The following is a 24,919-nucleotide window of genomic DNA, read 5'->3' on the forward strand; positions in this document are numbered from 1 at the left end:
GCGTTTTGTGGTACGACCCCTAAATGTCAAGAACACGGTGTTTGCAACATAACAAGCGTCAAAACAACTCAAATGATGGTAGCTTTACCCGGGAATCCTTGCTTGAACGATTTGAGGGCTACAAATGGCTCTTTGTTTAGTATTTTTATTGCTGCATACGTTTTAAAACAGCATTCAACTTTAGTTAGATGGAGCTAGCAGAATGTTCAATAAATTACTTCTAATCAAAACAATTCTACAGCACTTTTAACCGCTTAATACGTCGAAGATCATGTCTGGGGTGTTGACACATGGATATTTACTATTAGGATTTGCAAGTTTAGTTGGGTAACGGCATATTAATTATTCAAATATTTATTAGTTTTCTTACTGAATTTATCTTATTTCCGCATCTCCCATTTAGTAATATTTTTATATTTTTCTAGTCAGATTTTTCTTTTCTCATCTTGTCGCTCACTATTGGAAGTATATTATTGCTTCACTTTTAATCTAACTTATACCTTAATTAGCGTTTTTAAGTTATAAATTGAGTTTTCCGGAGACGTATATACGCTTATTTCTGCTGAATTTGCTAACCATTTTACCGATGAATGCACTGTATTGTCGATGTAATTATTGTATTCAAAAATTTAATACTATCTAATATAGATATAACAAAGTTATTTTTCATTACAACTATTTTATATTGAGCGACTTATGTATAAAGGGTGTTAATTCATATTTTAGATATTACACTTTTTAACGTTTAAGTGCAATGCGCGCATGTTATTTATCACTTAATAAAAACTATGCTTTTTCTAAAATTGTAATAAGTAATACTTGCCATTAGGGGATTTTTAGCAAGTTATTATACGAACAGAAAAAGAATAGATTATGAGGGGATTTCTACGTTTTTTAGCAGTATTTGCATTTTTTTGTAGCTGGGGGGCTACTTCGCAAATATCTAATTTTTCATTAACGGTAAACAAGACTGACGAAACGTGCCAGGGAAATGGTACACTTAACTTTGCGGTGACTAATACATCGCCTGGCGCGCAGTTGTTATACAAAATTTTCAAGCTTCCATCTACTAACCCGATGTCTATACAGGCATCTGCGTACGTGGGCGGACTAACAGCCGGTACTTATAAAGTTGTTGCAATTCAGTCGTTAAATAGCGCTTCTAATACAAAGGAGGTGCAGGTTACGATTCAGAAACACATTGTACCGTTTAATTTTTCGTTATCTACAAGGCAGGCAAACTGTGCTATCGGTGGTTCTTTAGTGCTTACAGCCGTAAGCGGAACTATCTCTGAATGCGAAATTATTTCGGGTCCTGTTACAAGGCCACGCCAGGCGGGTACTATATTTCCGGGATTACCTACAGGTACGTACAATGTTCGTGCTTATAATGAGTGTGGATTAGCTAAAGTAAAAACATATACATTAAGTGTAGTAAGTGGAGGGCTTGCCATTGGCGATACGCAATACATAGACAACAGGCCAGTGTGTGATTCTATCACAATATCTAATACTGTTAGTTCTACCGGCGGAGCAATAAATTATCCGGTTACCGTACAGCATGTGTTATCTCCAATGACAATTTCCGGTCAAAATTTGGTGATCAACCAAACGTTCACTTCGGGCGATGCAAATTCCTTTGATGTTACGGCACGTGTACCACGTTTCCTAACAGATAGCTACGATTATGATCTTAATGTGATAGATAATTGCGGATCTCTATATTCTAAGATGGATAATGTTGTAGATCCTTCTCTGTCACTACTCTTGAGTCCGGGAGAGGCTATTTGTGCGCAAAAATTCCTTAAGCTTAGTGCCGCTAAGTTTACAGGTTCTTATACTGTTAATTTTGTGTCTGCCCCTGCAGGTTTTAACCCTGTGGATTTCCAGACTTCGCCACAAGGGCCTTTTACTGATGGCAATATTGCTTACGGAGATGAAACTCACCCGTTGCCTTTTGGTATATATGTTGTAGAAATTACAGATTCTTGCGGGCGTACTATAACGCAATCACTAGAGCTTGAATTTATTAAGCCCGTACCTTCGTACTCAGGATATAATAATGGTTGTTTTTCACCATTCGGAGGTATCGGTATCGCTGTTTTACCACAAAAAATTGTTACAGTTACCGTGTTAGCTGCCCCTGCAGAGTATACGGCAACTCATACGCTGCCTTACGACGCCTCATCCTCTATTACCCTACAGGGTACAGTATCTATGCGCGATTTACCTAAAGGAACTTATAAAATAGCCATAACAGATGACTGTGGTTTTGTGTATGATCCTAAGAACGTTGTAATACCTGATTACAAAGATAAAGGATTTAATATTGCTGCATTACCGGGCTGTACACCGGGATTAGGTGGTATACGTTTCAGAAGTGGTAACGGACCTATCTATTCTGCCCAGATTACTGCTGCACCAGCTGGCTTTGGTCATTCTTTGCCATACGATTTATCTGCTTCACTGGCTACAGACGGCGCCATTTACGTTAGCGATTTGCCTGCCGGTAACTATGCCGTTAAAGGATTGGATATGTGTGGAGTAACCAAAGAGCTACCTATAACGGTACAAGGATACGTTGCACCTACAACTCCGTTTGTATATACGCCAAATTGTGGTACATTCTCTGTAAAAGTTACTGATGATGGTAATGGCGCCGAGGCTGTAAGCTACTGGTTACAAAAATATTTTCCTGATACAGACACATGGGGGCATCCACAGACTGCTGTGACGTATGCTACAGGTACTGAGCCTGTGTCAGACAACGGAATACGACTTTCAAATAACAGTGTAAGGAACAACCTCGCTTACAGCGGTAAATTCAGGATAGTAAAACGATTTGAAACGTTTAGCAATGCAAGAGCTCAGAATACTTCATGTATAAGTATCCTTGGCGAGTTTGAATACTACGAAGGCCTTTCTATAAACGCTGTGTATACTATGGCATGTGCCGGTTCACCAAGAGACATTGTTATAGACTACTCCGGTACTGCTGCTGCATTCCGTATTTCTAAGAAAAATGGAGCGCCGTTTAGCCTTAATAATGGTACAAGCAATATATTCAGGGGCTTAGAACCGGCCGAGTATGTGTTTGAAATTGAAGATGCCTGTGGTAATATTATACCACAATGGTATGAATCTGCCGATTTGCCTTCTATGGGCGATGCACAGCAACCTACAGACCTTGTGGAGTGTCTTGAAGCTGGTGTATCGGTTAGTTCGGTAGGCTTCAGGTTAAGGGATAAAGACGAGGAAGTACTTGGGCCGCTATACAGTTCTATGTATACTATTACGTACCATAATAACGAAGTAGATGCAGATGCCGGTGTAAACCCACTACCAGACTACATTACTAACATTCATAACGGCCAACAAATATTTGTAAGGCTACAACACAACCAGGTAAACATTTGCCACAAAGTAACATCGTTTAAATTGTATGTAGGTGAAAGCCAAACAGCTAACATAGAAACAACAGGTGTGATTTGTAACGATGGTACACTGGCGCTTACTGCACCTGCTGGGTTCGATGCTTATGTATGGAGTACCGGACAAACGTCTCAAACCATTTACGTTACAGAGGCCGGTAACTACAGCGTAGAGGTGCGCAGGGCGTACGGAAGCTCTTACTGTTCGGCTACGGCAAGTACCGATGTAATTAAATCATCGGTTCCAAGGATAACTTCTGTAGATGTTAACGACTGGACGTATGAAAAAAATTCTATTACAGTAAACGTACAGGGCCAGGGTGTTTATGAATACTCACTAAACGGTACTGACTACACTTCGTCTAACGTGTTTGATAACCTGGAAACCGGAGTTTACAATGTATTTGTAAAGGATGCCAACGGCTGTGGGTTGTCTTCTCAGGAAGTTGTACTGCTTAACTACCCTAAGTTCTTTACTCCTAACGGCGATGGTGAAAATGATAAGTGGAGAATTAAATACTCGGTAAAAGAACCTGATTTCTATGTGTCTATATTCGACAGGTATGGTAAACTGGTTACTACAATGAAATCAAACAGTGATGGATGGGATGGTACACTTAACGGAGTGCAGCTACCAAGTACAGATTACTGGTTTGTAGTAAACCGTGAAGACGGCCGGGAACTAAGAGGGCATTTTTCTTTAATGCGATAACCGCATCATTTATATTCTGTTCCAACTAAAAAAGGAAAGCCTCTGCAATTTGCAGAGGCTTTTTACTTATGTATTTATCTCAAGGTCTTTTATGTAATCTTGGAATTCAAAGAAAAACAGCTCAAAGGCGTTCATCTGCTCTATAAAGAAGTCGAAAATAGTTTCCCACGTAGCTTTATTGTAAAGGCTAATCCCGGTAAGCTCTACCCAAATGCGGCTGATTACTTTACCATTCTCCAGGTAAAAGTTACGTTCAAAAATAGCTTCGGGTACATATTCCTCCAGCAGTATGGTTTTTAGCGACTCTACTTTCTCATAATAGATTTTGCGCTTTTCTTCGTCTTTAGGCTCTATGTCCAGCATTACCTGCGCCTTTTTATTGTCGATGTAAAATTTAAACGATACGTCTTTAATTTTTGTGTCGTACAATAGCCATTTTCGTGGGCTGGCATCGGCAAAAGCCGTCCAGAAATCTTTCTTTATTTGTGCTGCTTCTTCTTTACTAAACATCAGGGTGTTTTTTAGGGGTACTTTTTGTACCTTTATTCAATAGAATTTACTGCAAAAAGAATGCTTTTTTCTGATTTTACCAATATTTATCTCCCTAAAATAAAAAACCAGGTACTTCCCGGGCTTAATGCCCATGTACTTATGGCACCCGAAGGCAGGCGGCCATCGTTAACGCCTGAGTATTACACCGCACAAAATCCTCGTGCATCTGCCGTTATGATGCTGATATACCCACGGCAGGAAGACGCTACACTGGTGCTTACCCAGAGGCATACGTATGTAGGGGTACACTCTGCCCAGGTATCGTTTCCCGGAGGTAAGGCCGAGGTTACAGATGCCACGCTAACCTATACTGCCCTGCGCGAAACCTTTGAGGAAGTGGGGATTAAACCCGAAGAAATAACAATAGTGCAGGGATTTACACCCCTGTATATACCTCCCAGTAATTTTTTAGTATCGCCATTTTTAGGGGTTATGGAGTATGAACCTGAGTTTATTCCGGCGGAGGCAGAAGTAGCCGAAATCATAGAGCTTCCCCTTTCTCTCTTAGTAGACGACAGTATTGTACAGAGCGTATCGCTGGAAACCTCCTACGCGCCACTCTCTAAAGTGCCGGCGTTTAATGTACATGGGAAAATAGTATGGGGTGCCACCGCCATGATGCTTAGCGAATTGAAAGAAGTATTAAAAAAAGTACTATAATGATTTCGTTTTCGTAACTTGCGCTTAGTTTTTATGCAATTATGGGATTATTTAGAAGAAATCCGTTCGGGCACATACTGTTTTTAAAGCGCTGGATGATATTTATATTCGGGATGCTTACCCACAGGAGATACCGCGGGTTTAACCGCCTTGAAATAGAAGGATCAGACATTATAAGGAAACTACCGGACACTAACGTCCTTTTTATATCAAACCACCAGACTTACTTTGCCGATGTTGTGGCTATGTTCCATGTGTTTAACGCCTCATTAAAAGGGCGTGAAAACAATATTAATAATGTGGGCTACCTCTGGAAACCAAAGCTAAACCTGTACTATGTGGCTGCAAAGGAAACCATGCAATCAGGCATGTTACCACGTATACTGGCCTATGCCGGTGCCATTAGCGTAGAGCGTACCTGGAGGGCAGGGGGTAAGGATGTAGACGAAAAACGCGCCGTTAACCCAAACGACACAGAGAATATAAAAGTGGCGCTGGAAGATGGCTGGGTAATTACCTTTCCGCAAGGGACAACCAAGCCGTTTAAGCCCATCCGTAAAGGAACAGCACATATTATTAAGCAACATAAACCTATTGTGGTGCCTATAGTTATAGATGGTTTCCGCAGGTCGTTTGATAAAAAAGGGCTAAGGCTTAAAAAGAAAGGTATTTTTCAATCCTTTGTAATTAAAGAGCCGCTACACATAGATTACGACAACGAGTCTATAGACCAAATCGTAGAAAAAATAGAATACGCCATAGAACAGCACCCTAGCTTCCTTAAAGTGATACCACTGGAGGAAATCCAGGCGCAGGAAGAACTAAATCAGCAGCGCCGCTGGGATGCTTATTAATTACCTATAGTATTTTGTTTTTGCTGCGGGTTACTGTTTAGCAGGTTGCTTTCGCGTTCCGGTTTATTTTTTGCAGGGATTTTATAATTCAGCGAAAATCCTATGCGCCTTGTATCGTATTTACTGCTATAGGTTAAGTTAGTACCTGCCATGCTTAGGTTTTGCTTGTTGGTATTCAGTATGTCGTTTGCATACAACGATAGTGACAGGTTATCTGAAAGGAACTTTTTGGCAAACGTAACATCCAGCTGCTGGCTGAATGGTGCATTTGCTTTAAAATAGTAATAGTACCCGCCACGGTTAGAGGTGTTAAAGTTTGTAGTAAACTTAACCTTGCCCGGCAGCAATATCTGAGACATTATATTGTAACTCCATATACTTTTAGTATCTAACCCCGGTATGTTATGCTTTTGGTTTCCGGCATATATATACATAAAGTTTATCTCGTCGGGGTTAAAATCAAGCTCCAGCGTTTTCTTTAAACCTTCAGTAAACAGCATGTAGGGCAATGGTATGCCAACATTAAAATTACGTATGGTAATGCTCGGTACGTTTTGGGTTATGCTTGCCGCACCGTTTTCTGTAGTTACAATACGGTTTATAATCTGGTTCTTGGCATCGGTAAGGCTATACCCTATATTAAAGTACTGAAACGCATTAAGCTCCAATTCATAATTATGGAAAAATGTAGGCTCAAGATTTGGGTTACCAAAGGTTGCCACATTAGGGTTTTGATAATTCGTATTGTTAGGGTTTAGCGCGCTGGTGTCGGGCAGGCTTATTTTGTTGTTATAGTTTGCCTTGGCATATACGTTTTCTATAATGTTATACTGCACGGTAGCATTAGGGAAAAACCGTGTTTTATGAAACGGGAGCAGCTCACCCGTGTTTGTATGCCCCTCCACATTATACGACTCTAAACGCCCGCCGGCTATAAAGTCAAACTTTTTGTAGGTAAACTGCCCCTCTGCATAGGCCGCAGCCGAAGTCCTCCTGTAGTCCAGGTTTCTTACCCCAAAGTTCATCGCCTCAAAGTCGAGCAGGTCGCCCAGTATACCGGCACTGACTTTTGTTTTATCTAAAAACGAAACATCTTGTGTATAATCGGTTTTAAACTGGTAAAAGTTCTGGTTGTTATCGTTACCCAGCACATTAAGCCCTGACAAGCGCGAAATTTGGTCGAAGTTGTTTTTACTGTTATTAAAGTTAAACCTGAAATCCAGTTTTTTACTTACATCCGAAAAACGTTTCTGGTAGGTAAGCATAACATCCTGGTAGTTCCATTTCGATTTGCTTTTATCGTCAGACACAAAGCCTTCGCCGTTAGCGGCAATGTACGCATCGTTTCCACTGTTGTTTACATCATAGTTAACCAGCAGCCTGTCGGCCTTAAAATCAAACTTAAGCCCTGTTTTTAGGTAGTAGTATCTATTAACCCTGTCTGACAGGTTATTGCTCAGTACTACGTTGCCGTTTACAAAACTGTTTCGGCGGTAATTTTCGGTATAGCTTTGGCCTCCCTGTATCTGCCAGCTAAAAAGTTTATTAGCCGCGCTTACGGTAAGGCTGTTGTTAAACCGGTGCCTGCCGGTGGTGTATTTAGTATAGCTGTACCCGTTAGAATACGTGGCGGTAAGGTATTTTTTATTTTTTTTAGAAGTAACAATATTTATTATCGCACCGCCCGATGTAGCCGGAAACTCGGCACCGGGGTTAGTAATAACCTCTACTTTTTCAACTGAGTTAGCCGGTAAACCTTCCAGGTAAGAAGTAAGCTCGTTAGAGTAAATATTAAGCGGGCGGCCGTCCATGTAAACCTGTAGCTGTTTACCCTGGTACATCATCCCGGCAACATCTGAAATAATAAGCCCCGGGAGCTTTTTAAGGCCTTCCATAAGGGAGCCCGAATTAAGGTACGCCTGCTCAGAAAAGTCGAATACCGTACGGTCTGCTTTGCGCTCTACCGCCTGTTTTTTCTTTTCTACAACAACTTCGTTAAGGTCGTTTTTTATGGCTACCGAGTCTTTTTCGGTTTGTTTAGTGGTTTCGTCTTGTGCGTATACGGCAGTAGCGCCCAGTAGTACAAGGCAGGTTAAAAGGGATTTCATTACGTTTTTTGATTGATTTTTGATTGATGATTTTAATGGAATATGCAGATGCGTTTATTCTATTTAACCGCCTCTACCTTATATCCTTTTTTTCGGAGCAGGTTTATTACGCCGGTTTCGCCACCAAGGTGTGCTGCACCTACGGCAAAAAGGGTAGGGGTTTCTTTGGCCGCAGCCTCTATACCCGCTATCCAGCTTTGGTTACGTTCGGTAAGCATTATATCGGCATGGGCGCCATACATTTTGTTTTCCTCTTCGGTCATTAGTGCGGCAAGCCCCTGCAGGTCCTGGTTTTTGTACAGGGTTTCCATCTTTTTAGCCTCAGCTGTTTGTTTTTCCACGCCCTCTTTAGCCATTTTTACAAGTTCTGCCATTTGCTCCTCATAGGGTATGGCATCAAATAAAGCCAACTGTTTTTCTATGGTTTCCAGCCCGTGTATTTTTTCATTTTGCTGTTTGGTAATTTCCATAAGTTCCTGCTCCACGCTTTGTGGAGCGCAGCCTAAAAACTTAGGCATAAGCAGTGTAGCTACCAGAGCGGGCTTAAAGCTATCCAGCAAAGCTGCCGGCATACCCAGGTTATCGTTAAGGAAATCACTAACCAGCTTAAAGTCTTCAGCAGAAGCTATTTTGCTCATCTTCTGGCCGTTTTTCATCATCATTCCCTGCATCATTTTTGCCTGAAGGGCCGGGTCTTCCATATTTATTTCTAAATACAGCTGCTTGGTGTTATCCATAGCCGTTTTTACAGCCGGGCTAAGATCTGCATCGCACAGCAGGTGCATGGTACCAAAAAGGTAAGAGGGTTGTTTCATACCCTTTCCGGTGATTTTCCATAGCAGGGCGTTTTCGGTCTTTTGGCTGTAGCCAACAAATACACATAATGAAAGTACGGTTAAGAAGATTTTTTTCATTGCCCTGATATTTTTTTAAGTTCTTTATAGTTTTTGTTGAGTTTACGTACAAGCCTGCCGTATAGCAGATAGTAAACGCCCGCTATCAATACCATGAATATTACAATAATTATTATGCCTATGGCTATAATGTTTGCAGTGCTGCTGGTAAAATCATCCTGGCTTTTTATAATAAACAGGCTCGATAGCATACCGGCAAGTATCATGGCCACGTTGTATGCCATATATACGGTTACAATGCGCCTAACACGTATTATGTTATCCAGTAAATCTTTAACCGGCGTTTTTGTAGATATTTTGCGGTAGTTTAAATAGAACAATACAATAAAAGTAAGTGCTATAAAATAGTTAGCATTGTCCATTACGGTTATAAATAACGGAAGCTTGTTATAATCGGTTATCTCGAAAATAGAATTGCCAACGGAAATAAGTCCCCAAAACACAAATTCCAGGATGCTTATAATCAGTATCCACTTTACAGCCGATGAAGATCGCTTGTGCAGCATGGCATAGATATCCCCCTCAGACATCTTAGGGAACGCCTCGTCATTTTTCTGCCAGTGGCTTTTTAGTTTATCCAGTTCGTCCATTACTTTTTTTAGGGGTTTAATAGTTTTTTCAGTTTGCCTTTAATCCTGTTCATCTTCACTCTTGCATTTACCTCGCTTATTCCCAGCGTATCGGCAATTTCTGTATAATCTTTGTCTTCCAGGTACATAAATACCAGCGCCTTTTCTATATCATTTAGCTGGTGTACGGCCTTATAAAGCTGCTTTATATGTTCCTCTTCCTCGTAGTTGTATTCGTCCTGTCTTACTTTGTGCAGGTTACTGTCAAATTCTATGGTATTTATGGTGCGCCCCTTTTTGCGGTACAGGGTTATGGCCGTATTAAGTGCCACGCGGTACGCCCAGGTAGTAAATTTAGAGTCGCCCCTAAATTGCGGGTATGCTTTCCAGAGCTGTATGGTAATTTCCTGAAACAGGTCTTTGTGGGCATCTTCATCATTTGTGTAGAGCCTGCAGATTTTATGTATCAGGTTTTGGTGTTCCTGAAGCTGCTTTACAAATTCCTTTTCCCCCGTTGTACTCATAATGCTATAGGTATATGCCGAATGTAAAATGTTACAGTACGGGTTACAATTCTTTTTCTTTGTAGTAATTAATCATAAGCCCTGTAAACTTGCTGTAGGTTTCTAGTCCATCTTTTTGTTCGTTCATTTTTAGGTAATTATCATAAATGTACTCAAAAATGTTCTCTACAAACGACTCATATTTTGCATTAAAATCTTTACTTTCCTTAAAGTTTTTCCGGATGCCTTTGTTTACTTTTTTAGCGATTTTTTTGGCAAGCCCTTCGTCAAACTTGGCTATGTTTGCCAGGCAATACCGCAGTGCAAAGCTGTAGCCCGAGTATTTAAAGTAAGGGTCTTTACTGTGTATGCTGGCCATAAAACCAATAAAGTTAGCCTCGCTTTCATTAGCATAACCTATCTGGTGGCTCATTTCATGGCAGGTGGTAGTAGGCAGGTTGTACAGGGGTAGCTTGCAGTTTACCTGTGCCTCATTAGTAAACGGATTAAGGTATCCGCCAAAACCCATATATGAAAGCGGCACACTTATTAATGACGATTTTATACTGTTATGGCTGTATTCAAAAAACGGAAACTCTTTTTGCATTAAGGCGTAGGCTTCGGGGGCTTTGGCATATATGCTGTCTAAGGTATACGGTACTACAACTTTTACAGTGTCGCTTTGTGTAAGTTGCAGGTGTAGTGCATTAGTTTTGTCTATAAGCCTGTAGGTGAAAGCAATAAGTTCTTTTTCGGTATAGTCTTTTTCGATGCCCATTTTCTTGTACAAAGGTACACGCCTGTAGTTTAGTGCCCATAACGCGGTAAATATAAAATACACTACAGATAAGCATGCCGTTATTTTTAACAGGTTTTGCTTATAACCGGTTTTCCAGGTTTTGCGTGTGCTCCACAGCCAGCGTATTGCCAAAAACAACGCTGTACCGTACAGTATATCGCCAATAGAAAAATCTGTCCACCCAAACAAAACCCTCTCGCCATGGCTTATGTACGGAAATATGCCGTTACTGTAATAATTTTCTACAAACTGAGGAACAAAAGAAAGTATGTTTACTATTATAATCTGTACAGGAAGTAATAGGGCAAGCAGTTTTGTGCGATTCATGGATTTTGAAAATGGTTGAGTAAATATAAACAGTATTTTTCGTTATTTCTTATCTTTGTGGTAAATGATGACGCCATGGAATACATAGCCGACAGGATAACCATAGATGAAAAAATTTGCAACGGGAAACCTACCATTCGTGGTAAGCGCATTGCTGTGCAAACGATTTTAGAATTTTTAGGCGCGGGAGAATCGGCTGAAGAAATATTGTTGCAATATCCTTCTTTAGAGCCTGAAGACATAGCGGCGTGCCTTAGGTTCGCATCAGATATGATGAATCGTAGCTTTGTAATAAAAACGGTAGCGTAATGGCTTTGTATCTTATCGATGTAAACTTGCCGTACCATTTTTCTTTATGGAATTCTGCTGATTATTTACATCAAAAAGATATTGACGACACGTGGCCCGATGCACAGATATGGGAATATGCACGTGAAAACAATCTGACAATAATTACTAAAGACGCTGATTTTTCGAACAAAATTTTGTTACGAGAACCTCCTCCGCGTATTGTACACATCCGTTTTGGAAACATGAAAATGAAGCAATTTCATGAAGTACTTGCACGGTTGTGGTCCGAAGTACTGGTGCTGTCGACAGATTATAAGCTGATTAACGTTTTTGAAAACCGTATAGAGGCTATTAACTAAAATACAACAAACAACGAACAATAATATGAGCAACGAAATACGCAACCTGGAGCCGAAAGCGCTTTGGAATAAGTTTGCAGATTTAAACGCGGTGCCACGCCCTTCTAAAAAAGAGGAACGTGTTATTGCTTTTATGAAAGATTTTGGTAACAGCCTGGGGCTTGAAACCATAGAAGATGAAGTAGGCAACGTAATTATTAAAAAGCCTGCTACAGCCGGTATGGAAAACCGTAAAACGGTAGTAATGCAGAGCCACCTGGATATGGTGCATCAAAAAAATGCCGATACGGTATTTGATTTTGATACCCAAGGCATAGAAATGTATGTAGATGGCGACTGGGTACGTGCAAAGGGCACTACACTAGGTGCCGATAACGGACTTGGTGTAGCTACCATTATGGCTATACTTGAAAGTAAGGATATACAACACCCTGCTATTGAGGCGCTGTTTACCATAGACGAAGAAACCGGTATGACAGGCGCCATGGGGCTTAAAGGCGGTTTGCTTAACGGCGAAATCCTGCTGAACCTGGATACTGAGGAAGATGATGAAATAGACATAGGCTGTGCCGGTGGGGTAGATGTTACCGCAGAACGTGGCTATGAGGAAGAAGATGTTCCTGAGAACTCGTTAGCGTATAACATTACCGTAAAAGGACTTAACGGTGGCCATAGCGGTATGGACATAGACAAAGGGCTGGGCAATGCTAATAAAATAATGAACCGCCTGTTGTTTGACGGGTTTGAGAACTGGGGGTTACAGGTTGCCGAAATAAATGGTGGTAGCCTTCGCAATGCCATACCTCGCGAGAGCTTTGCAAAGGTTATAATCAGCGATATTTTTGATGGTGCTTTCCAGCTGGATATGCAGGAACTCATAGCCGATATAAAGGCGGAGTTTAAAACCACAGAGCCTAACCTGCAAATCCTGATTGAAAAGGCCGATGCTTTACCCGCTAAAGTAATGGACCTTGGGGTACAGGAAGGGTTGCTGCGCGCCCTGTATGCCGCGCACAACGGTGTATACCGCATGAGTGCCGATATGGCAAACCTGGTGGAAACCAGTAACAACATAGCCCGTGTTATTGTAAAAGAAGGTAAGGTGTATGTAGGTTGCCTTACGCGTTCGTCTGTAGAAACCAGTAAGTTTGACCTTGCCAATGCCCTGCGCAGTGCGTTTGAGCTTACCGGCTGCGAAGTTACTTTTACCGGCTCTTACCCCGGGTGGACACCAAATGTAAATTCGCCAATACTAGAGGTTCTTAAAGATATTTACGTAAAACAAAACGGCACTGAACCGCACGTAGTGGCGTGCCACGCCGGACTGGAATGTGGTATACTGGGAACCAATTATCCTGATATGGATATGATTTCATTTGGCCCTACCATTAAAGGCGCACACAGCCCGGATGAGCGTGCTAGCATTTCGTCGGCACAAAAGTACTGGAAGTTTGTACTCGAAATTTTGCAAAACATACCGGTAAAATAATACCGGATTTAAAAATACAAAAGCCACCTTATAAGGTGGCTTTTTCTATTCTATGTCAATTTTATATTTGTGCAGCAGCCCATGGATATTCTCCCGGCTGAACCTGGCTTTTTTAATTTTGTTGCTTTCCGGGCAAATGGCAAAGTTGTAGGCGGTACGTAAGTCTGCTTTTTCCAGAATGGTGCGGTCAAAAACAGCGTTTTCCAGGTTACACTCTGTAAAGCAGGCACCTGTAAGGTCGGTCTCACTAAAGTCGGCCTCAGCAAGGTTACAGTGTATAAATTTGGTGCCCTTAAGTTTCATGTTGTAAAAAGACGAAAGCCCCATAGGGCAGTGGGTAAACTGCACGCTGAATAAAAAAGGATCGCATCCCTGAAACTGTACTCCCAGTAATTTACACTCCTTAAACTCGCACTCCTTAAAGGCACTGCCGCTTACATTAGCATTACCCATATTACAGTTAGTAAACGTGCACTGGCTAAAAACGATGCCGCTAAGGTTAGCGTTTTCAAAGTTGCAGTTTGTAAAGCTGCAATTATCATATTCGGCTTTTGGCAGCAGGTTATCCGTATAGTCTTTTTTTAAAAACTCTTTTTCTTCAACAAAAAGCATATCCTTTTTAGTTAGTTTATTTTTTTCATGGGGAAGGTTACCTGTTCTGCTTTGCCGTTGCTCGTTCCCGAAATAACTGCAACAATAGAATCAGGTTTTACCAGTGTGTAGGTAATCTTTGTTGGGAAATCGTGTTTCGGATTTTCAAACACAAGTTGCGCCTCACTGCTTTCGGTAAGGTAAAAACGTACCGGTAGCTCGGTGTTTTGATTCTTTGTAGTTACCGTGTAAGTCATTTTACCCTTGGTGTTTTCCAGCATCATGGTTTCGGCAAAGGTGGTTTCGTTTTTATGAGTAACAAAATAGCTCTCGCCACGGTATACCGAATCATTTAGCTTTTCCCAGTTTTCTGTAGAAAGCCCTTCGGGTGTTTTGTTTTCCCAGTTGCCCAGCAGCCACTGTGCGCTGTGCAGCGTGGCTGGAGATGCGGCCTTTTTATCGGTATTGCTTTTGCAAGCTGTAACAAGCACGGCACAAGTTAAAAGAGTATAGATTGGTTTCATATTTTTTATTGACTGATGTATACGCAATTTAATGTTTTTTTAATATGCTTCGATAGCCAGTTCGTTATTTATCATTGCTCCCGCTTTAGAGCCTTCTGCTACAGCGTTTGCGACAGAACGCATAGGCCCGGTACAGTCGCCAGCCGCAAACACGCCAGATACACTTGTTTTTTGCATAAAATCTACATTAAAGTAACCTGTTTCATTTACTACAACGCCTAGTTCAATAGGAATATCACAATGCATTTTAAATGCAGGCTTATAATACATAACATCAAAATGAAGAATACGTCCTTCGTTAAGCAAAATCTTTTGTAGTTTTCCGTTAGCGTGAATTAATTCAGCTAGTTCCGTCTCAATAATGTCAATGTTGTGTTTTTTAAAACCATCATAATCTTCATTGGTAAAATTTGGAGTGCCGTTTGTAAAAATGGTAAGTTTTTTAGTCCATTGTAATAAAAGTTTTGCGTAGTGAACTGCTGCCTCACCGTCTGCGAGAATTGCTGTTTTTTGGTTTTTTACTTCGTAACCATGGCAGTACGGACAATGGATAACAGTTTTAGCCCAGCAAGCCTCAATTCCTTTTATAGGTGGAAATAAATCAGTAATTCCTGTAGAAAATAAAAGTTTCTTTGTTTCATAGACTTTACCTGACGCCGTGGTTATTGTGAATCCTGATGAGGATTTTTCACCATATACAGCCTTGTCTTCAATAAAGGTTACAGTGGGGTATTGCGCTACCTGTTTTTTTGCCTTTGCAGCAATTACTGCCGGTATTTCGCCATCCTGAGTAATAAAATTATGTGAATGGGGGGTGTTTCTGTTACAGGGTTTTCCGCTGTCTATAACCAGTGTTTTTCGAGAAGCTCTGCCTAATGCCATAGCGCCCGATAGCCCAGCGTAACTGCCCCCTATAACAATAACTTCAAATGATGTATACATAAACTGTTGTTTTTTAAGCATGATTTGGTAAAGATAAAAAGATTTTATATTATTGCAACAATGTTGCAATAATTGCTTTTATGAAAAGAAGAAATACCCCCACAAAGCAAGCTATATTAGATTTGTTAAAGCATGAAGGCTCGGCACTAAGTCAGGACAATATAATTGCCAGGTTAAACGGCGAAATAGACCGTGTAACTGTATATAGAGTGCTTAACAGGTTTTGCGATGAAGGATTAGTACATAAATTTCAGGCAGATAATGGTAAATATTATTTTGCGTTATGCGCTGGCTGTAATGGAGAACAGCATAGCCATAATCACTTTCATTTCAGGTGTCTTAGGTGCGAAAAAGTACAATGTCTGCCCCAGCAAATTATAGTTGCCTTACCCGAAGGATACCGCTTAAACGACTGTAACGGCTGGGTAAATGGCTATTGTGCAGGTTGTAATTAACGTTACATTTTTTGCCTTGTAATACAGTATACTAATTGTAAAAAAAAATCCGTAATTTTGCGCATCCAAAATAAGGACAGAAATGAGTATGTTAGACAGGTTACAGTTTATAAAACAGCGTTTTGATGAGGTTTCAGATCTTGTTATACAGCCGGACATCATTGCCGACCAAAAACGCTATGTACAACTGAACAAAGAATATAAAGATCTTAAAGCGCTGGTAGATAAGCGCGATGAATATGTAAAAGTGATGGGTAACCTGGAGGAAGCCCAGGAAATTATAGCCGACGGCAGCGATGCCGAAATGGTAGAAATGGCTAAGATGGAACTTGACGAAGCCAAGCAGAGGCTACCTCAGCTTGAAGAGGAAATCAAGTTTATGCTTATACCTAAAGACCCTGAAGACGCTAAAAACGTGATGGTAGAAATCCGTGCCGGTACCGGTGGAGATGAGGCCAGCCTTTTTGCAGGCGACCTTTACAGGATGTATTCTCGCTACTGCGAAAACAAAGGCTGGAGAACGAGTGTGGTAGATGTTAGTGAAGGTACTTCGGGAGGTTACAAGGAGGTTATTTTTGAAGTAACCGGCGAAGATGTGTATGGTACCCTTAAGTTTGAAGCGGGTGTACACCGTGTACAGCGCGTTCCTCAAACCGAAACACAGGGCCGTATACACACGTCTGCTGCTACTGTAATGGTACTGCCGGAAGCAGAGGAGTTTGATGTACAGATAGACATGAACGATGTACGTATCGACCTGTTCTGTTCATCTGGTCCGGGTGGACAGTCGGTAAACACTACTAAGTCGGCCGTACGTATGACGCACATCCCTACAGGCCTTGTGGCACAGTGCCAGGACGAAAAATCCCAACACAAAAACAAGGATAAAGCATTACAGGTACTACGTTCGCGCCTTTACGAAATGGAACTTGCCAAAAAGCAGGAAGAAGACGCTAAAAAGCGTAACAGTCAGGTAAGTAGTGGCGACCGTTCGGCAAAAATCCGTACCTATAACTACCCTCAAGGGCGTGTTACAGACCACCGTATCGGTTTAACCATTTATGACCTTGATGGTGTAATGAACGGAAACGTACAAAAGCTGATAGACGAGCTACAGCTGGTAAACAATACCGAAAAGCTAAAAGAAAGCGACGTATTTTAAATCGCTACAAATACAAAGAAGCTGCCTGTTAGAGTACTCCCAAAAAAGTTATGTAATATTTTTGGCAGTTTAAACAGGCAGCTTTTATATTTTACCTCACTTTTTTACAACCCATTTATATGGTAAAAAGTATTACCCTCCTATAACAGCCTGTCTGTGGAGTTTTCCCCAAGCTTCAAGGGCTTTCATAACATCGCCCAGCGTGTAGCTGTGCGCGGTCCAGCGGTATTCTACCGTAGGCGGAAATGTGTCCAGCACGGTACGTTTTACCAGCAGGTTCATTTCCAGGTCTTTTAGTTCCTTGCTTAGCATTTTATCAGTTATACCGCCAATTTCTGCAGATAACTCTTTAAATCTTTTTGGGCCGCTGCTTAGGGCTACCATTATGGGTAACTTCCATTTCCCACTAAGGGCTTCCAGTGCGTCTTTTATGGGGCGCATAGATTCTTTATGGCAGCGTACAAAGGGTTCAAGTTCTATAACTTTAGGTTCCATACTGTTGTTTTTTTAAAGGATGCTATACAAAAGGGAAGCGCTACCTAAAAGTATAGTGCTATATTTTGTATAGCAAATGTATATAAGTTTGTATTGATTTTAAAACAATTCATAGTAAACTTTTAGATACAACAATAATGATATTAGTTACCGCATCAACAGGGCAGCTTGGTACCGCTGTAGTAAACAATCTTTTAGAGAGAATCCCCGCTTCGCAAATAGCTGTTTTGGCTCGCGATGCCCAAAAAGCACAAGCCTTTGCAGACAAAGGTATTAGTGTACGCATAGGCGATTATAAAAATTACGATTCGCTTGTGGCGGCTTTTAATGGAGTGGAGAAAGTTTTGCTTATTTCATCGAATGACTTTGATGATCGTTTTGGCCAGCATAAAAATGCCATAGATGCCGCTAAGGCAGCAGGTGTAAAGCAGGTGGCCTACACCAGCATAGAAATAAAAGACGCCCATAATTCGGCAACCGAAATCATTTCAAAAGACCACGCGCTTACTGCAGATTACCTTAAAGCATCGGGTCTGGGCTATGTGCTGCTAAACAACAGCCTGTATGCCGATGTGGTGCCTATGTTTTTGGGTGAAAAAGTATTTGAAACCGGCGTGTTTTTCCCTGCCGGAGAGGGTAAGGTAGCCTATGCCACACGTGAAGATATGGCGCTTGCCGCTGCCATAGTACTTACTGCCGAAGGACATAACAATAAGGAATATGCCATTGCCTGTGAACAAGGATATTCATTTGCCGATGTAGCCGCTTATCTTTCTGAGATATCGGGTAAGGAAGTAGCGTATGTGAGTCCGGATGAAGATACCTACAAAGCTGTACTTACCGAGGCCGGTGTGCCTGATATGTTTGTATGGATGCTAAGCGTGTTTGCTAAGGCTATAAAGGCTCATGAATTTGAAACCGGTAAAGCCGATTTAGAGGCGCTTATTGGTAGAAAGCCTGTAACGCTGAAAGAGTACCTTACTCAGGTTTACAGCAAATAATAGGGTTTCCTACTTTATACCTGCCGCAGATTTTACCGCTTGTGTTCAGAACGGCGTGTAAAATCTGCGGCACTTTTTATTTTGTTATATACATATCGTTTCGCACCGCCTACGTGTTGCGAACTGTAAATCCCCGTACTACCCGAAAAGAAATACGCCACAGCGCACACCAGCCCTAGGTACAAACCCGGTTGGGTGCCAAAAAGCTCCATCCCCATAAGGGTACACGCCAAGGGAGTATGCGTGGCTCCCGAAAATACTGCTACAAACCCCATACCTGCCAAAAGGCTTAATGGAAGCGGCACCACTAAAAAAAGCGCACTGCCCAGCGTAGCCCCTATAAAAAACAGCGGTGTAACTTCGCCTCCCTTAAATCCGGCTCCCAGGGTAAAGCTGGTAAGCAATAGCTTGATTAAAAATGCATACAGAGGCTCTATTTGGGTAAAAGATTCTACTATTGTAGGTACACCAAGGCCTATATATTTTGTGGTGCCCATAGCCCATATTACTGTGGCAAGTACAAAGCCTCCTACTACCGGACGCAGCGGTGGGTAGGTGATAAACGTTTTAAATTGCGCGCTAAAAAAGTGTACCGTTTTACTAAACAGCATCGCCGCAAGGCCAAATAATATAGCACATCCTATGGCATACAGTATATTTGCAGCGGTAAGTTGGGGTACTTCTGTTATGTGGTAATGGGTATGCGTAACAGGGTAAAGGGCGCAGGTATAGTGGGCTATGTAGGCCACTGCCAAAGAGGGCATGAGATACCAAAGTTTTACCCGAGCCAGTGCCATTACTTCTAATGCAAAGACAGCACCGGCCAGCGGGGTACCGAATACCGACGCAAATCCTGCGCTGATTCCCATTATGAGCAGCGGTTTACGATCGTGGTGGGTAAGCCGGAACCATTTGGTAAACAAATCGGCTATGGCACCGCCCATTTGCACCGCAGTGCCTTCGCGCCCGGCAGAGCCTCCCACCAAATGCGTAACCAGTGTGCCAAACAGTACCAGCGGTGCCATTTTAAAAGGGATAATTTGCTTTGGGGAATGAAACTCTTCCAGCAGCAGGTTGTTGCCTTTTACCACGCTTTCGCCAAAATAATGGTACGTAAGTCCTATGGCAAGCCCGCCAAAAGGTAGCAGCGTTATGAGCCACAAATGGCTTTCTCTATAATTAGTAACCCAGTTAAGCGTCCATAAAAAGAATGCCGAAGCAGAACCCGCCAAAAAACCTACAGGCAGGCTTAGTGCCAGGAGTTTTAAGATGCGAAAGAGTAGCGTTTTCGGATTTTCGGCAATTTTAGGTGTTGAGGTTTCCATATTATGTCTGTGATTAATAAAATACATCTACTGTGGCTTAAGCCATTACGTAGACGTCATCAGCTTTTTAAGGCGGTTAAAGGCAGACATCATTGCCGGTTTTGTTTTACAAAGATAGCATTATAGCAATAAAAATCGTATCTTTGCACCGAAATAATTACCACTACTATTTCTTTTAAAACTTCTGTACTTCTTTACGTTTTGACATAATTATCTCGTTACTGTGTTGTCCTTTATATTGTATTATGTGCATACATATGTAGTTTAAATTAGTGTCAATGTAATGTACTTAATTACCTTTTTTGTAAACAAACACATACATTGTTTAATCAGCCTTCTTACAACTTAATGAGAGTATTTGTGTGTAATTATTTGATTTTTAAACAATTAATTTGTTGTTGTCTTTCAGATATACACTACATATGTTGTACATATGGAAAATGAAATTGAAAATGAAGCGCGCGTTATTTTTTTGAGGAAGAAATTAAAACCCCTCAAACACACCCAGCCCAAATAGTGCAAAATCGTACTTTACCGGGTCAGTGGCATCCAGTAGGCGTAGTTGGGTGTCCAGTTCGGCTAGTGCTTTGGCATCGTTTTGTTTTCGGGTGAGTATGCCAAGTTTACGGGCTACGTTACCGCTGTGCACATCGAGAGGGCAGGATAGGGCAGCAGGAGATATGCCTTTCCACAAACCCAGGTCTACGCCGGCATTGTCGTTGCGTACCATCCAGCGCAGGAACATGTTGATGCGTTTTGCCGCACTGCCTTCCAGCGGGTTGCTTACGTGCTTTTGGGTACGCGGCAGGTGCTCTATTTCAAAAAAAGTCTTTTTAAATGCGGTAATTGCGGGTTGAAGTGAGTTTTGATGCTGGTGTTTTGCAAAAACAGCCTCCAGCCCGCCGTGGTGGGTATAAATATTTTTTAAAGCCTGTACAAACGTAATAAAATCAGTGCTGTTAAACGTGCGGTGTACAAAACCATTAAGCGACTCCAGGTGGTGTTCTTTGTGGTTCAGTACAAAGTCATAAGGGCTTTCGCCCATAAGCGCCACCATTTTTTTTGCGTTGTTTATTATCATCTTGCGATTGCCCCAGGCTATTGTAGCCGCAAGAAATCCGGCTATTTCAGCATCTTCTTTTACTGTAAAAAGGTGGGGTATTTGTATGGGGTCGCTTTCTATAAAATCGGGCCGGTTGTACTGATGCACCTTTTCGTTTAAAAAAGCAGCCAAATCCTCTGCATTAAGTTTCATTTCCATAATGCAAAATTAGCAAACGCAAAAATGGTTCGCAAATAAGGGGTTGGGAGTGAACAAAATTGTCGGTTGAAGCATTAAAAATATTAAATCAGTATCCTGCCATCGCTCATAACCAGTTTGCGGTCGGCCATATTAGCCAGTTCCTCATTATGGGTTACAATTACAAATGTCTGGCCCATTTCATCGCGCAGCTTAAAAAATAATTTGTGCAGGTTTTCCGCCGAAGCCGTATCCAGGTTACCCGAAGGTTCATCGGCAAAAATTACCGCGGGTTTGTTTATTAATGACCGTGCCACTGCCACACGTTGCTGCTCACCACCCGATAGCGCGGTAGGTTTATGGTTTATCCTGTGGCTAAGTCCCAGATATTCCAGCAGTTTTTTTGCTTCGGTTTCGGTTTCAGCCTTTGGTTTACCGGCTATGTAAGCGGGTATGCACACGTTTTCCAGCGCGGTAAACTCGGGTAACAGCTGGTGAAACTGAAATATGAAGCCCAGTTGCTGGTTGCGGAATTTAGAGAGTGCCTTGTCTTTTAGCAATAATACATCCTGCCCGTTTATTATTAATGACGAACCGTTTTCGGTATCGGGCCTGTCTAGCGTGCCGAGTATTTGCAGCAGGGTAGTTTTACCCGCTCCCGATGCTCCTACTATAGACACTATTTCGCCTTTGCTTATGCTAAGGTTTACACCCTTAAGCACGTGCAGTTCATCATAATATTTGTGGATGTTTGTAGCTTCAATCATGGTTTTTTTAATGCTCAGAATTATCACTGGTTTGTATCGGCAGTGTGCCACACAAAGTAACAAACTATTTATGGCAAAATAAACCCTTTTGGCACAATATTTCGTATATAGAAATATATCAATGCATAGCCGGAAATACTGCCGGTACGTTTTTTAGGTATAACTTTACACAAACAAGCATTATGAAAAAAGCCGCGCTTATATTACTGGCATTTGTGGGCATTTCCTGCCAGGGGAGCAGTAATCCCATGGCTGCATTTAAGCCACAAAAACAAAACGATAATCAATTAGCAAAAGAAGGAGACAAAACAATGGATGACAAGAAAACAGAAACTGCCATTTTTGCAGGAGGCTGCTTTTGGTGTACTGAAGCATTTTTTACAGAACTTAAGGGAGTAGAAAAAGTAGTTTCGGGGTATATAGGCGGTACGGTGCCAAATCCTACCTACCGTGAGGTGTGTAATGGTACCACAGGCCATGCCGAGGCCATACAAATTACTTACGACCCTAACCTTATAGCGTATGAAGACTTACTGGAAGTGTTTTTTGCCACGCACGACCCTACAACGCTTAACCGCCAGGGGAATGATGTAGGCACACAGTACCGCAGCGAAATTTTTTATACTACCGATGCCCAGAAAGCCTCAGCAGAAAATTTTATAAAACTGCTTACAGACCAGGATATCTTTGGGAAAAAGGTTGTTACAAAAATTTCTAAGGCTAGTACTTTTTATCCGGCTGAAGATTACCACCAGGATTATTACGCGCAAAATCCTAATCAGCCGTATTGCATGATGGTGATTGCGCCAAAAATGGATAAGCTGAAAAAGAACTATGCCAGTAAGCTGAAAAAGAAATCCTAAGTACTTTTTTGTACAGGTTATATATAGAAGCCACCCCTAAACCGGGTGGTTTTTTTATGCAGGTTATTTGTTAGGCTCTTTAGGAAGCAGGAAGCCCAGCCCCATGCCGCGCAGCATCTTTTTTTCGAATGCCCAAAAAAAAGAAAACTGCCCCGATATAAAACCAAAAAACATAAGCAATACCTGATACGCCGGGAAAATGAGTATAATGTACAGCAGGTAGTAGGCCCACAAAGGCAAATCGGTTTTAGTAATACCAAGCCATGCCAGTATGGGTTTAGAGATATAAGCCGATGTAGAACCGGTTATTGCAAATACTATAAAAATAATTACCAGCTGGTAGTTGTGCTTAAGGCCCCAACGTTGTTTAAACTTTTCCATCCTGATTGGCTAACAAGGCAAATATACCGTAATTAATCTCTCGGCACAAGCCCGCCGAGCCTTTGGTTATTGGTGATTTGAAAATAAGACAGGTAATTAAACAACAGGTAATTTACTTCGTAACCGTAGTTAATGCTTGCCGAGTAATCTATCGGCATTTGATACATGTCTGCGTAGCGCGCCTGGCGTGCCCTGATGTTCCATTCTATAGTCCACTGTATGTTTCGCGATCTCATGTAGCTTTCTCCATAATAGCCCCTTGGTTTCGCCCGGCTGTATAGCCATGTGTTAAACCCGGGGTCTATAATTATAACTTCATATTCCAGAGAGTCATTTGCAATGCGTACGGTGTCGTTTTTAGTTTTACCCTCTATGCGCTCTGTAACGGGTTTGGCAGCTGCTACACTACTATTTACATTGTGGTCTTTACCTGATTTACATGCCGCAAGGAACAACAACGATGCTATGAGGGAGCAGGAGGTTAAAAAAACTTTCATGGTACGATTACTTTGGTTAAAGGTAAAAAAATAAAAGGTACCATAATGTTAACATCGTGGTACCTTTTATGGTCTGTTGCTGTATAGCAGTATATTTTGCTATTATGCAGTAGCCGATTTAATTTCAGATGCAGCTTTGTCAGCAATCTGGTTGCTTTTGCTTACAATTTCGTCAATTTTTTTGTGTGCATCTTCTTTGGTATCGTTATACCTGTTTTTTAGTTTTTTGCCAAAGTCTGTTGCTTTGTCTGCAATGCCATCCAGGTAGCCTTTTCTTTTAAGGATAATTGCTGTTACTGCCAGGGCTGCAACTCCCGCTGCTACGCCAAGTATTACTTTTTTGTTACTCATGATTTTTGATTTTATAGTGTTACTCTTAGGTTCTACGTCACTGTATCGGTTAGGGCTTGTACCTGCATGGTCTGCCTGGTGTACGATATTTCTCGGGGTGTTTCTCGGGTGTTGATGATGTGCTTTCATAGCATTACTTTTTATGGTTATTAAAATAGTTTCCTGATTTCTATACCCTAAAATTACCCATTGTAAACCGGGATTTGTGTTAGTAATGTCTTAAAAATGGCACCAAAATATGAAGTTTAACTTTTTGTTAGTGAATGCATTGCGAAACCTAAAACTGGTGTTAAATAATCGTGGTGCTTATTAAAGCGCACAAAAAAACGGCATCTTAAAAAAGACGCCGTTGTGCTGTATTTGGGGTTTAAACTGATGTATTATACAAATAGCGGATGATCTTCTTCGTCGTAAAGTTCTTCCATTTCTTCGTCCAACTCATCTTCGCTAAAAAAGCCGAAGATTTTCACCAGCCCAAAACCTGCAACGGCTGCAAGGAAAAATTTAAGCAGTTTCATATCGTTTACGTTGTTTGGGTTAATGATCGCTTTCATGATTAATGATTTTTATGAGGTTATTGCTAATTTTCTGACGTAAAATTACTATAAGACTTCGCAATAAACCACATGTATTAATAAAATTTTAATAACGAAAACGTAAATTTGTAACGAAATCCTTTTTTGATGTAACAAAACCAATTTAAGATACTATGCGGGCATATTTTGTTAACTTTTGTTTCACAACTCTTACTGTTTTG

General features: G+C 41.3%; 27 protein-coding genes and 1 riboswitch. Of the genes, 10 read left to right on the top strand and 17 right to left on the bottom strand.

Annotated elements, in window-relative coordinates; all coding sequences use genetic code 11:
- The first annotated feature begins 873 nt into the window (after nucleotides 1-873).
- Nucleotides 874-4,143 carry a T9SS type B sorting domain-containing protein gene (locus ACLI08_RS12060; RefSeq protein ID WP_411428746.1) on the top strand — a complete coding sequence of 1,090 codons (3,270 nt, stop codon included), beginning with the start codon at nucleotides 874-876 and terminating at the stop codon, nucleotides 4,141-4,143.
- A gap of 66 nt (nucleotides 4,144-4,209) precedes the next feature.
- Here the strand turns inward: ACLI08_RS12060 and ACLI08_RS12065 are convergent, their stop codons facing one another.
- Nucleotides 4,210-4,653, bottom strand: coding sequence for a DUF4268 domain-containing protein (locus tag ACLI08_RS12065; protein WP_411428747.1), 444 nt, complete (start codon nucleotides 4,651-4,653; stop codon nucleotides 4,210-4,212).
- 60 nt (nucleotides 4,654-4,713) lie between these two features.
- On the opposite strand from ACLI08_RS12065, the gene ACLI08_RS12070 reads away from it, so the two are divergent.
- Both ACLI08_RS12070 and ACLI08_RS12075 read left to right on the top strand, forming a co-directional pair.
- Nucleotides 4,714-5,355: an NUDIX hydrolase gene (locus ACLI08_RS12070; protein WP_411428748.1), complete on the top strand. Its 642-nt coding sequence runs from the start codon at nucleotides 4,714-4,716 to the stop codon at nucleotides 5,353-5,355.
- A 41-nt stretch (nucleotides 5,356-5,396) separates the two neighbouring features.
- Nucleotides 5,397-6,209 (top strand): lysophospholipid acyltransferase family protein, encoded by an 813-nt coding sequence (locus tag ACLI08_RS12075; protein ID WP_411428749.1) that lies wholly within the window; start codon nucleotides 5,397-5,399, stop codon nucleotides 6,207-6,209.
- Here ACLI08_RS12075 and ACLI08_RS12080 read toward each other — a convergent pair.
- The 5 genes from ACLI08_RS12080 to ACLI08_RS12100 are packed head-to-tail and all read right to left on the bottom strand — an operon-like array spanning nucleotide 6,206 to nucleotide 11,429.
- A complete protein-coding gene (locus ACLI08_RS12080; RefSeq protein ID WP_411428750.1) occupies nucleotides 6,206-8,317 on the bottom strand; it encodes a TonB-dependent receptor domain-containing protein in 2,112 nt (703 codons plus the stop codon). The genes ACLI08_RS12075 and ACLI08_RS12080 overlap by 4 nt on opposite strands.
- Before the next feature lie 59 nt (nucleotides 8,318-8,376).
- Complete coding sequence (locus tag ACLI08_RS12085) at nucleotides 8,377-9,231, bottom strand: TraB/GumN family protein (RefSeq protein WP_411428751.1); 855 nt, start codon at nucleotides 9,229-9,231, stop codon at nucleotides 8,377-8,379.
- Entirely contained in the window at nucleotides 9,228-9,821 is a 594-nt protein-coding gene (locus ACLI08_RS12090; protein ID WP_411428752.1) for a hypothetical protein, read from the bottom strand. Before ACLI08_RS12090 ends, ACLI08_RS12085 begins: the two co-directional genes overlap by 4 nt.
- Nucleotides 9,822-9,829: 8 nt before the next feature.
- Nucleotides 9,830-10,324 carry an RNA polymerase sigma factor gene (locus ACLI08_RS12095; RefSeq protein ID WP_411428753.1) on the bottom strand — a complete coding sequence of 165 codons (495 nt, stop codon included), beginning with the start codon at nucleotides 10,322-10,324 and terminating at the stop codon, nucleotides 9,830-9,832.
- A gap of 43 nt (nucleotides 10,325-10,367) precedes the next feature.
- Nucleotides 10,368-11,429, bottom strand: coding sequence for a DUF3810 domain-containing protein (locus tag ACLI08_RS12100; RefSeq protein ID WP_411428754.1), 1,062 nt, complete (start codon nucleotides 11,427-11,429; stop codon nucleotides 10,368-10,370).
- Between the two features lie 15 nt (nucleotides 11,430-11,444).
- On the opposite strand from ACLI08_RS12100, the gene ACLI08_RS12105 reads away from it, so the two are divergent.
- From ACLI08_RS12105 to ACLI08_RS12115, 3 genes are read left to right on the top strand one after another with little or no spacing between them, the layout of a single operon-like run.
- Nucleotides 11,445-11,738, top strand: coding sequence for a DUF433 domain-containing protein (locus ACLI08_RS12105; protein WP_411428755.1), 294 nt, complete (start codon nucleotides 11,445-11,447; stop codon nucleotides 11,736-11,738).
- Entirely contained in the window at nucleotides 11,738-12,079 is a 342-nt protein-coding gene (locus tag ACLI08_RS12110) for a DUF5615 family PIN-like protein (RefSeq protein ID WP_411428756.1), read from the top strand. The genes ACLI08_RS12105 and ACLI08_RS12110 overlap by 1 nt, the downstream gene beginning before the upstream one ends.
- Nucleotides 12,080-12,104: 25 nt before the next feature.
- Nucleotides 12,105-13,568 carry an aminoacyl-histidine dipeptidase gene (locus ACLI08_RS12115; protein ID WP_411428757.1) on the top strand — a complete coding sequence of 488 codons (1,464 nt, stop codon included), beginning with the start codon at nucleotides 12,105-12,107 and terminating at the stop codon, nucleotides 13,566-13,568.
- A 45-nt stretch (nucleotides 13,569-13,613) separates the two neighbouring features.
- On the opposite strand, the gene ACLI08_RS12120 is transcribed toward ACLI08_RS12115, so the two are convergent.
- The 3 genes from ACLI08_RS12120 to ACLI08_RS12130 are packed head-to-tail and all read right to left on the bottom strand — an operon-like array spanning nucleotide 13,614 to nucleotide 15,625.
- Nucleotides 13,614-14,180, bottom strand: coding sequence for a pentapeptide repeat-containing protein (locus tag ACLI08_RS12120; protein WP_411428758.1), 567 nt, complete (start codon nucleotides 14,178-14,180; stop codon nucleotides 13,614-13,616).
- 11 nt (nucleotides 14,181-14,191) lie between these two features.
- A complete protein-coding gene (locus tag ACLI08_RS12125; RefSeq protein ID WP_411428759.1) occupies nucleotides 14,192-14,683 on the bottom strand; it encodes a DUF6265 family protein in 492 nt (163 codons plus the stop codon).
- A 39-nt stretch (nucleotides 14,684-14,722) separates the two neighbouring features.
- Nucleotides 14,723-15,625, bottom strand: coding sequence for an NAD(P)/FAD-dependent oxidoreductase (locus ACLI08_RS12130; protein ID WP_411428760.1), 903 nt, complete (start codon nucleotides 15,623-15,625; stop codon nucleotides 14,723-14,725).
- An 80-nt stretch (nucleotides 15,626-15,705) separates the two neighbouring features.
- Here ACLI08_RS12130 and ACLI08_RS12135 point away from each other — a divergent pair, with 80 nt between their 5' ends.
- Together ACLI08_RS12135 and prfA are read left to right on the top strand one after the other, a co-directional pair.
- Complete coding sequence (locus ACLI08_RS12135) at nucleotides 15,706-16,080, top strand: Fur family transcriptional regulator (RefSeq protein WP_411428761.1); 375 nt, start codon at nucleotides 15,706-15,708, stop codon at nucleotides 16,078-16,080.
- An 88-nt stretch (nucleotides 16,081-16,168) separates the two neighbouring features.
- Nucleotides 16,169-17,242: a peptide chain release factor 1 gene (gene prfA / locus ACLI08_RS12140; RefSeq protein ID WP_411428985.1), complete on the top strand. Its 1,074-nt coding sequence runs from the start codon at nucleotides 16,169-16,171 to the stop codon at nucleotides 17,240-17,242.
- 132 nt (nucleotides 17,243-17,374) lie between these two features.
- On the opposite strand, the gene ACLI08_RS12145 is transcribed toward prfA, so the two are convergent.
- Complete coding sequence (locus tag ACLI08_RS12145; RefSeq protein WP_411428762.1) at nucleotides 17,375-17,737, bottom strand: winged helix-turn-helix transcriptional regulator; 363 nt, start codon at nucleotides 17,735-17,737, stop codon at nucleotides 17,375-17,377.
- A gap of 137 nt (nucleotides 17,738-17,874) precedes the next feature.
- Here ACLI08_RS12145 and ACLI08_RS12150 point away from each other — a divergent pair, with 137 nt between their 5' ends.
- Entirely contained in the window at nucleotides 17,875-18,738 is an 864-nt protein-coding gene (locus ACLI08_RS12150; protein ID WP_411428763.1) for an SDR family oxidoreductase, read from the top strand.
- Nucleotides 18,739-18,770: 32 nt separating this feature from the next.
- Here ACLI08_RS12150 and ACLI08_RS12155 read toward each other — a convergent pair whose 3' ends face one another.
- From ACLI08_RS12155 to ACLI08_RS12165, 3 genes are all read right to left on the bottom strand, one after another.
- Entirely contained in the window at nucleotides 18,771-20,063 is a 1,293-nt protein-coding gene (locus tag ACLI08_RS12155) for a voltage-gated chloride channel family protein (RefSeq protein WP_411428764.1), read from the bottom strand.
- A gap of 43 nt (nucleotides 20,064-20,106) precedes the next feature.
- A riboswitch (Fluoride riboswitch) is annotated at nucleotides 20,107-20,169 on the bottom strand.
- Nucleotides 20,170-20,547: 378 nt separating this feature from the next.
- Nucleotides 20,548-21,324 (bottom strand): TIGR02757 family protein, encoded by a 777-nt coding sequence (locus ACLI08_RS12160; protein ID WP_411428765.1) that lies wholly within the window; start codon nucleotides 21,322-21,324, stop codon nucleotides 20,548-20,550.
- 83 nt (nucleotides 21,325-21,407) lie between these two features.
- The gene (locus ACLI08_RS12165; protein ID WP_411428766.1) at nucleotides 21,408-22,070 is read right to left on the bottom strand and encodes an ABC transporter ATP-binding protein; all 663 of its coding nucleotides are present in this window, start codon (nucleotides 22,068-22,070) and stop codon (nucleotides 21,408-21,410) included.
- Nucleotides 22,071-22,381: 311 nt separating this feature from the next.
- Here ACLI08_RS12165 and msrA point away from each other — a divergent pair, with 311 nt between their 5' ends.
- A complete protein-coding gene (msrA, locus tag ACLI08_RS12170) occupies nucleotides 22,382-22,933 on the top strand; it encodes a peptide-methionine (S)-S-oxide reductase MsrA (RefSeq protein WP_411428986.1) in 552 nt (183 codons plus the stop codon).
- Nucleotides 22,934-22,996: 63 nt separating this feature from the next.
- Here msrA and ACLI08_RS12175 read toward each other — a convergent pair whose 3' ends face one another.
- The 4 genes from ACLI08_RS12175 to ACLI08_RS12190 all read right to left on the bottom strand — a co-directional run bounded on the left by ACLI08_RS12175 (nucleotide 22,997) and on the right by ACLI08_RS12190 (nucleotide 24,716).
- The gene (locus ACLI08_RS12175) at nucleotides 22,997-23,314 is read right to left on the bottom strand and encodes a DUF6787 family protein (protein ID WP_411428767.1); all 318 of its coding nucleotides are present in this window, start codon (nucleotides 23,312-23,314) and stop codon (nucleotides 22,997-22,999) included.
- Between the two features lie 32 nt (nucleotides 23,315-23,346).
- Nucleotides 23,347-23,811, bottom strand: a complete 465-nt coding sequence (locus ACLI08_RS12180) for a DUF6146 family protein (RefSeq protein WP_411428768.1) — start codon at nucleotides 23,809-23,811, stop codon at nucleotides 23,347-23,349.
- Nucleotides 23,812-23,913: 102 nt separating this feature from the next.
- Nucleotides 23,914-24,291, bottom strand: coding sequence for a hypothetical protein (locus tag ACLI08_RS12185; protein WP_411428769.1), 378 nt, complete (start codon nucleotides 24,289-24,291; stop codon nucleotides 23,914-23,916).
- Between the two features lie 251 nt (nucleotides 24,292-24,542).
- Complete coding sequence (locus ACLI08_RS12190; RefSeq protein WP_411428770.1) at nucleotides 24,543-24,716, bottom strand: hypothetical protein; 174 nt, start codon at nucleotides 24,714-24,716, stop codon at nucleotides 24,543-24,545.
- Nucleotides 24,717-24,919: the final 203 nt, after the last annotated feature.

It is taken from the genome of Flavobacterium sp. RNTU_13 (genome assembly GCF_046614455.1).
Taxonomy (GTDB): domain Bacteria; phylum Bacteroidota; class Bacteroidia; order Flavobacteriales; family Flavobacteriaceae; genus Flavobacterium.

Excerpts from the sequence above, each read along its gene's own strand:
- ACLI08_RS12110 (WP_411428756.1), top strand. The coding sequence starts at position 11,738 with ATGGCTTTGTATCTTATCGATGTAAACTTGCCGTACCATTTTTCTTTA.
- ACLI08_RS12115 (WP_411428757.1), top strand. The coding sequence starts at position 12,105 with ATGAGCAACGAAATACGCAACCTGGAGCCGAAAGCGCTTTGGAATAAG.
- ACLI08_RS12145 (WP_411428762.1), bottom strand. The coding sequence starts at position 17,737 with ATGGAACCTAAAGTTATAGAACTTGAACCCTTTGTACGCTGCCATAAA.
- ACLI08_RS12175 (WP_411428767.1), bottom strand. The coding sequence starts at position 23,314 with ATGGAAAAGTTTAAACAACGTTGGGGCCTTAAGCACAACTACCAGCTG.
- prfA (WP_411428985.1), top strand. The coding sequence starts at position 16,169 with ATGTTAGACAGGTTACAGTTTATAAAACAGCGTTTTGATGAGGTTTCA.
- ACLI08_RS12120 (WP_411428758.1), bottom strand. The coding sequence starts at position 14,180 with ATGCTTTTTGTTGAAGAAAAAGAGTTTTTAAAAAAAGACTATACGGAT.
- ACLI08_RS12160 (WP_411428765.1), bottom strand. The coding sequence starts at position 21,324 with ATGGAAATGAAACTTAATGCAGAGGATTTGGCTGCTTTTTTAAACGAA.
- ACLI08_RS12085 (WP_411428751.1), bottom strand. The coding sequence starts at position 9,231 with ATGAAAAAAATCTTCTTAACCGTACTTTCATTATGTGTATTTGTTGGC.
- ACLI08_RS12060 (WP_411428746.1), top strand. The coding sequence starts at position 874 with ATGAGGGGATTTCTACGTTTTTTAGCAGTATTTGCATTTTTTTGTAGC.
- msrA (WP_411428986.1), top strand. The coding sequence starts at position 22,382 with ATGGATGACAAGAAAACAGAAACTGCCATTTTTGCAGGAGGCTGCTTT.
- ACLI08_RS12130 (WP_411428760.1), bottom strand. The coding sequence starts at position 15,625 with ATGTATACATCATTTGAAGTTATTGTTATAGGGGGCAGTTACGCTGGG.
- ACLI08_RS12080 (WP_411428750.1), bottom strand. The coding sequence starts at position 8,317 with ATGAAATCCCTTTTAACCTGCCTTGTACTACTGGGCGCTACTGCCGTA.
- ACLI08_RS12150 (WP_411428763.1), top strand. The coding sequence starts at position 17,875 with ATGATATTAGTTACCGCATCAACAGGGCAGCTTGGTACCGCTGTAGTA.
- ACLI08_RS12100 (WP_411428754.1), bottom strand. The coding sequence starts at position 11,429 with ATGAATCGCACAAAACTGCTTGCCCTATTACTTCCTGTACAGATTATA.
- ACLI08_RS12090 (WP_411428752.1), bottom strand. The coding sequence starts at position 9,821 with ATGGACGAACTGGATAAACTAAAAAGCCACTGGCAGAAAAATGACGAG.
- ACLI08_RS12155 (WP_411428764.1), bottom strand. The coding sequence starts at position 20,063 with ATGGAAACCTCAACACCTAAAATTGCCGAAAATCCGAAAACGCTACTC.
- ACLI08_RS12185 (WP_411428769.1), bottom strand. The coding sequence starts at position 24,291 with ATGAAAGCACATCATCAACACCCGAGAAACACCCCGAGAAATATCGTA.
- ACLI08_RS12070 (WP_411428748.1), top strand. The coding sequence starts at position 4,714 with ATGCTTTTTTCTGATTTTACCAATATTTATCTCCCTAAAATAAAAAAC.
- ACLI08_RS12180 (WP_411428768.1), bottom strand. The coding sequence starts at position 23,811 with ATGAAAGTTTTTTTAACCTCCTGCTCCCTCATAGCATCGTTGTTGTTC.
- ACLI08_RS12065 (WP_411428747.1), bottom strand. The coding sequence starts at position 4,653 with ATGTTTAGTAAAGAAGAAGCAGCACAAATAAAGAAAGATTTCTGGACG.
- ACLI08_RS12125 (WP_411428759.1), bottom strand. The coding sequence starts at position 14,683 with ATGAAACCAATCTATACTCTTTTAACTTGTGCCGTGCTTGTTACAGCT.
- ACLI08_RS12165 (WP_411428766.1), bottom strand. The coding sequence starts at position 22,070 with ATGATTGAAGCTACAAACATCCACAAATATTATGATGAACTGCACGTG.
- ACLI08_RS12095 (WP_411428753.1), bottom strand. The coding sequence starts at position 10,324 with ATGAGTACAACGGGGGAAAAGGAATTTGTAAAGCAGCTTCAGGAACAC.
- ACLI08_RS12190 (WP_411428770.1), bottom strand. The coding sequence starts at position 24,716 with ATGAAAGCGATCATTAACCCAAACAACGTAAACGATATGAAACTGCTT.
- ACLI08_RS12075 (WP_411428749.1), top strand. The coding sequence starts at position 5,397 with ATGGGATTATTTAGAAGAAATCCGTTCGGGCACATACTGTTTTTAAAG.
- ACLI08_RS12135 (WP_411428761.1), top strand. The coding sequence starts at position 15,706 with ATGAAAAGAAGAAATACCCCCACAAAGCAAGCTATATTAGATTTGTTA.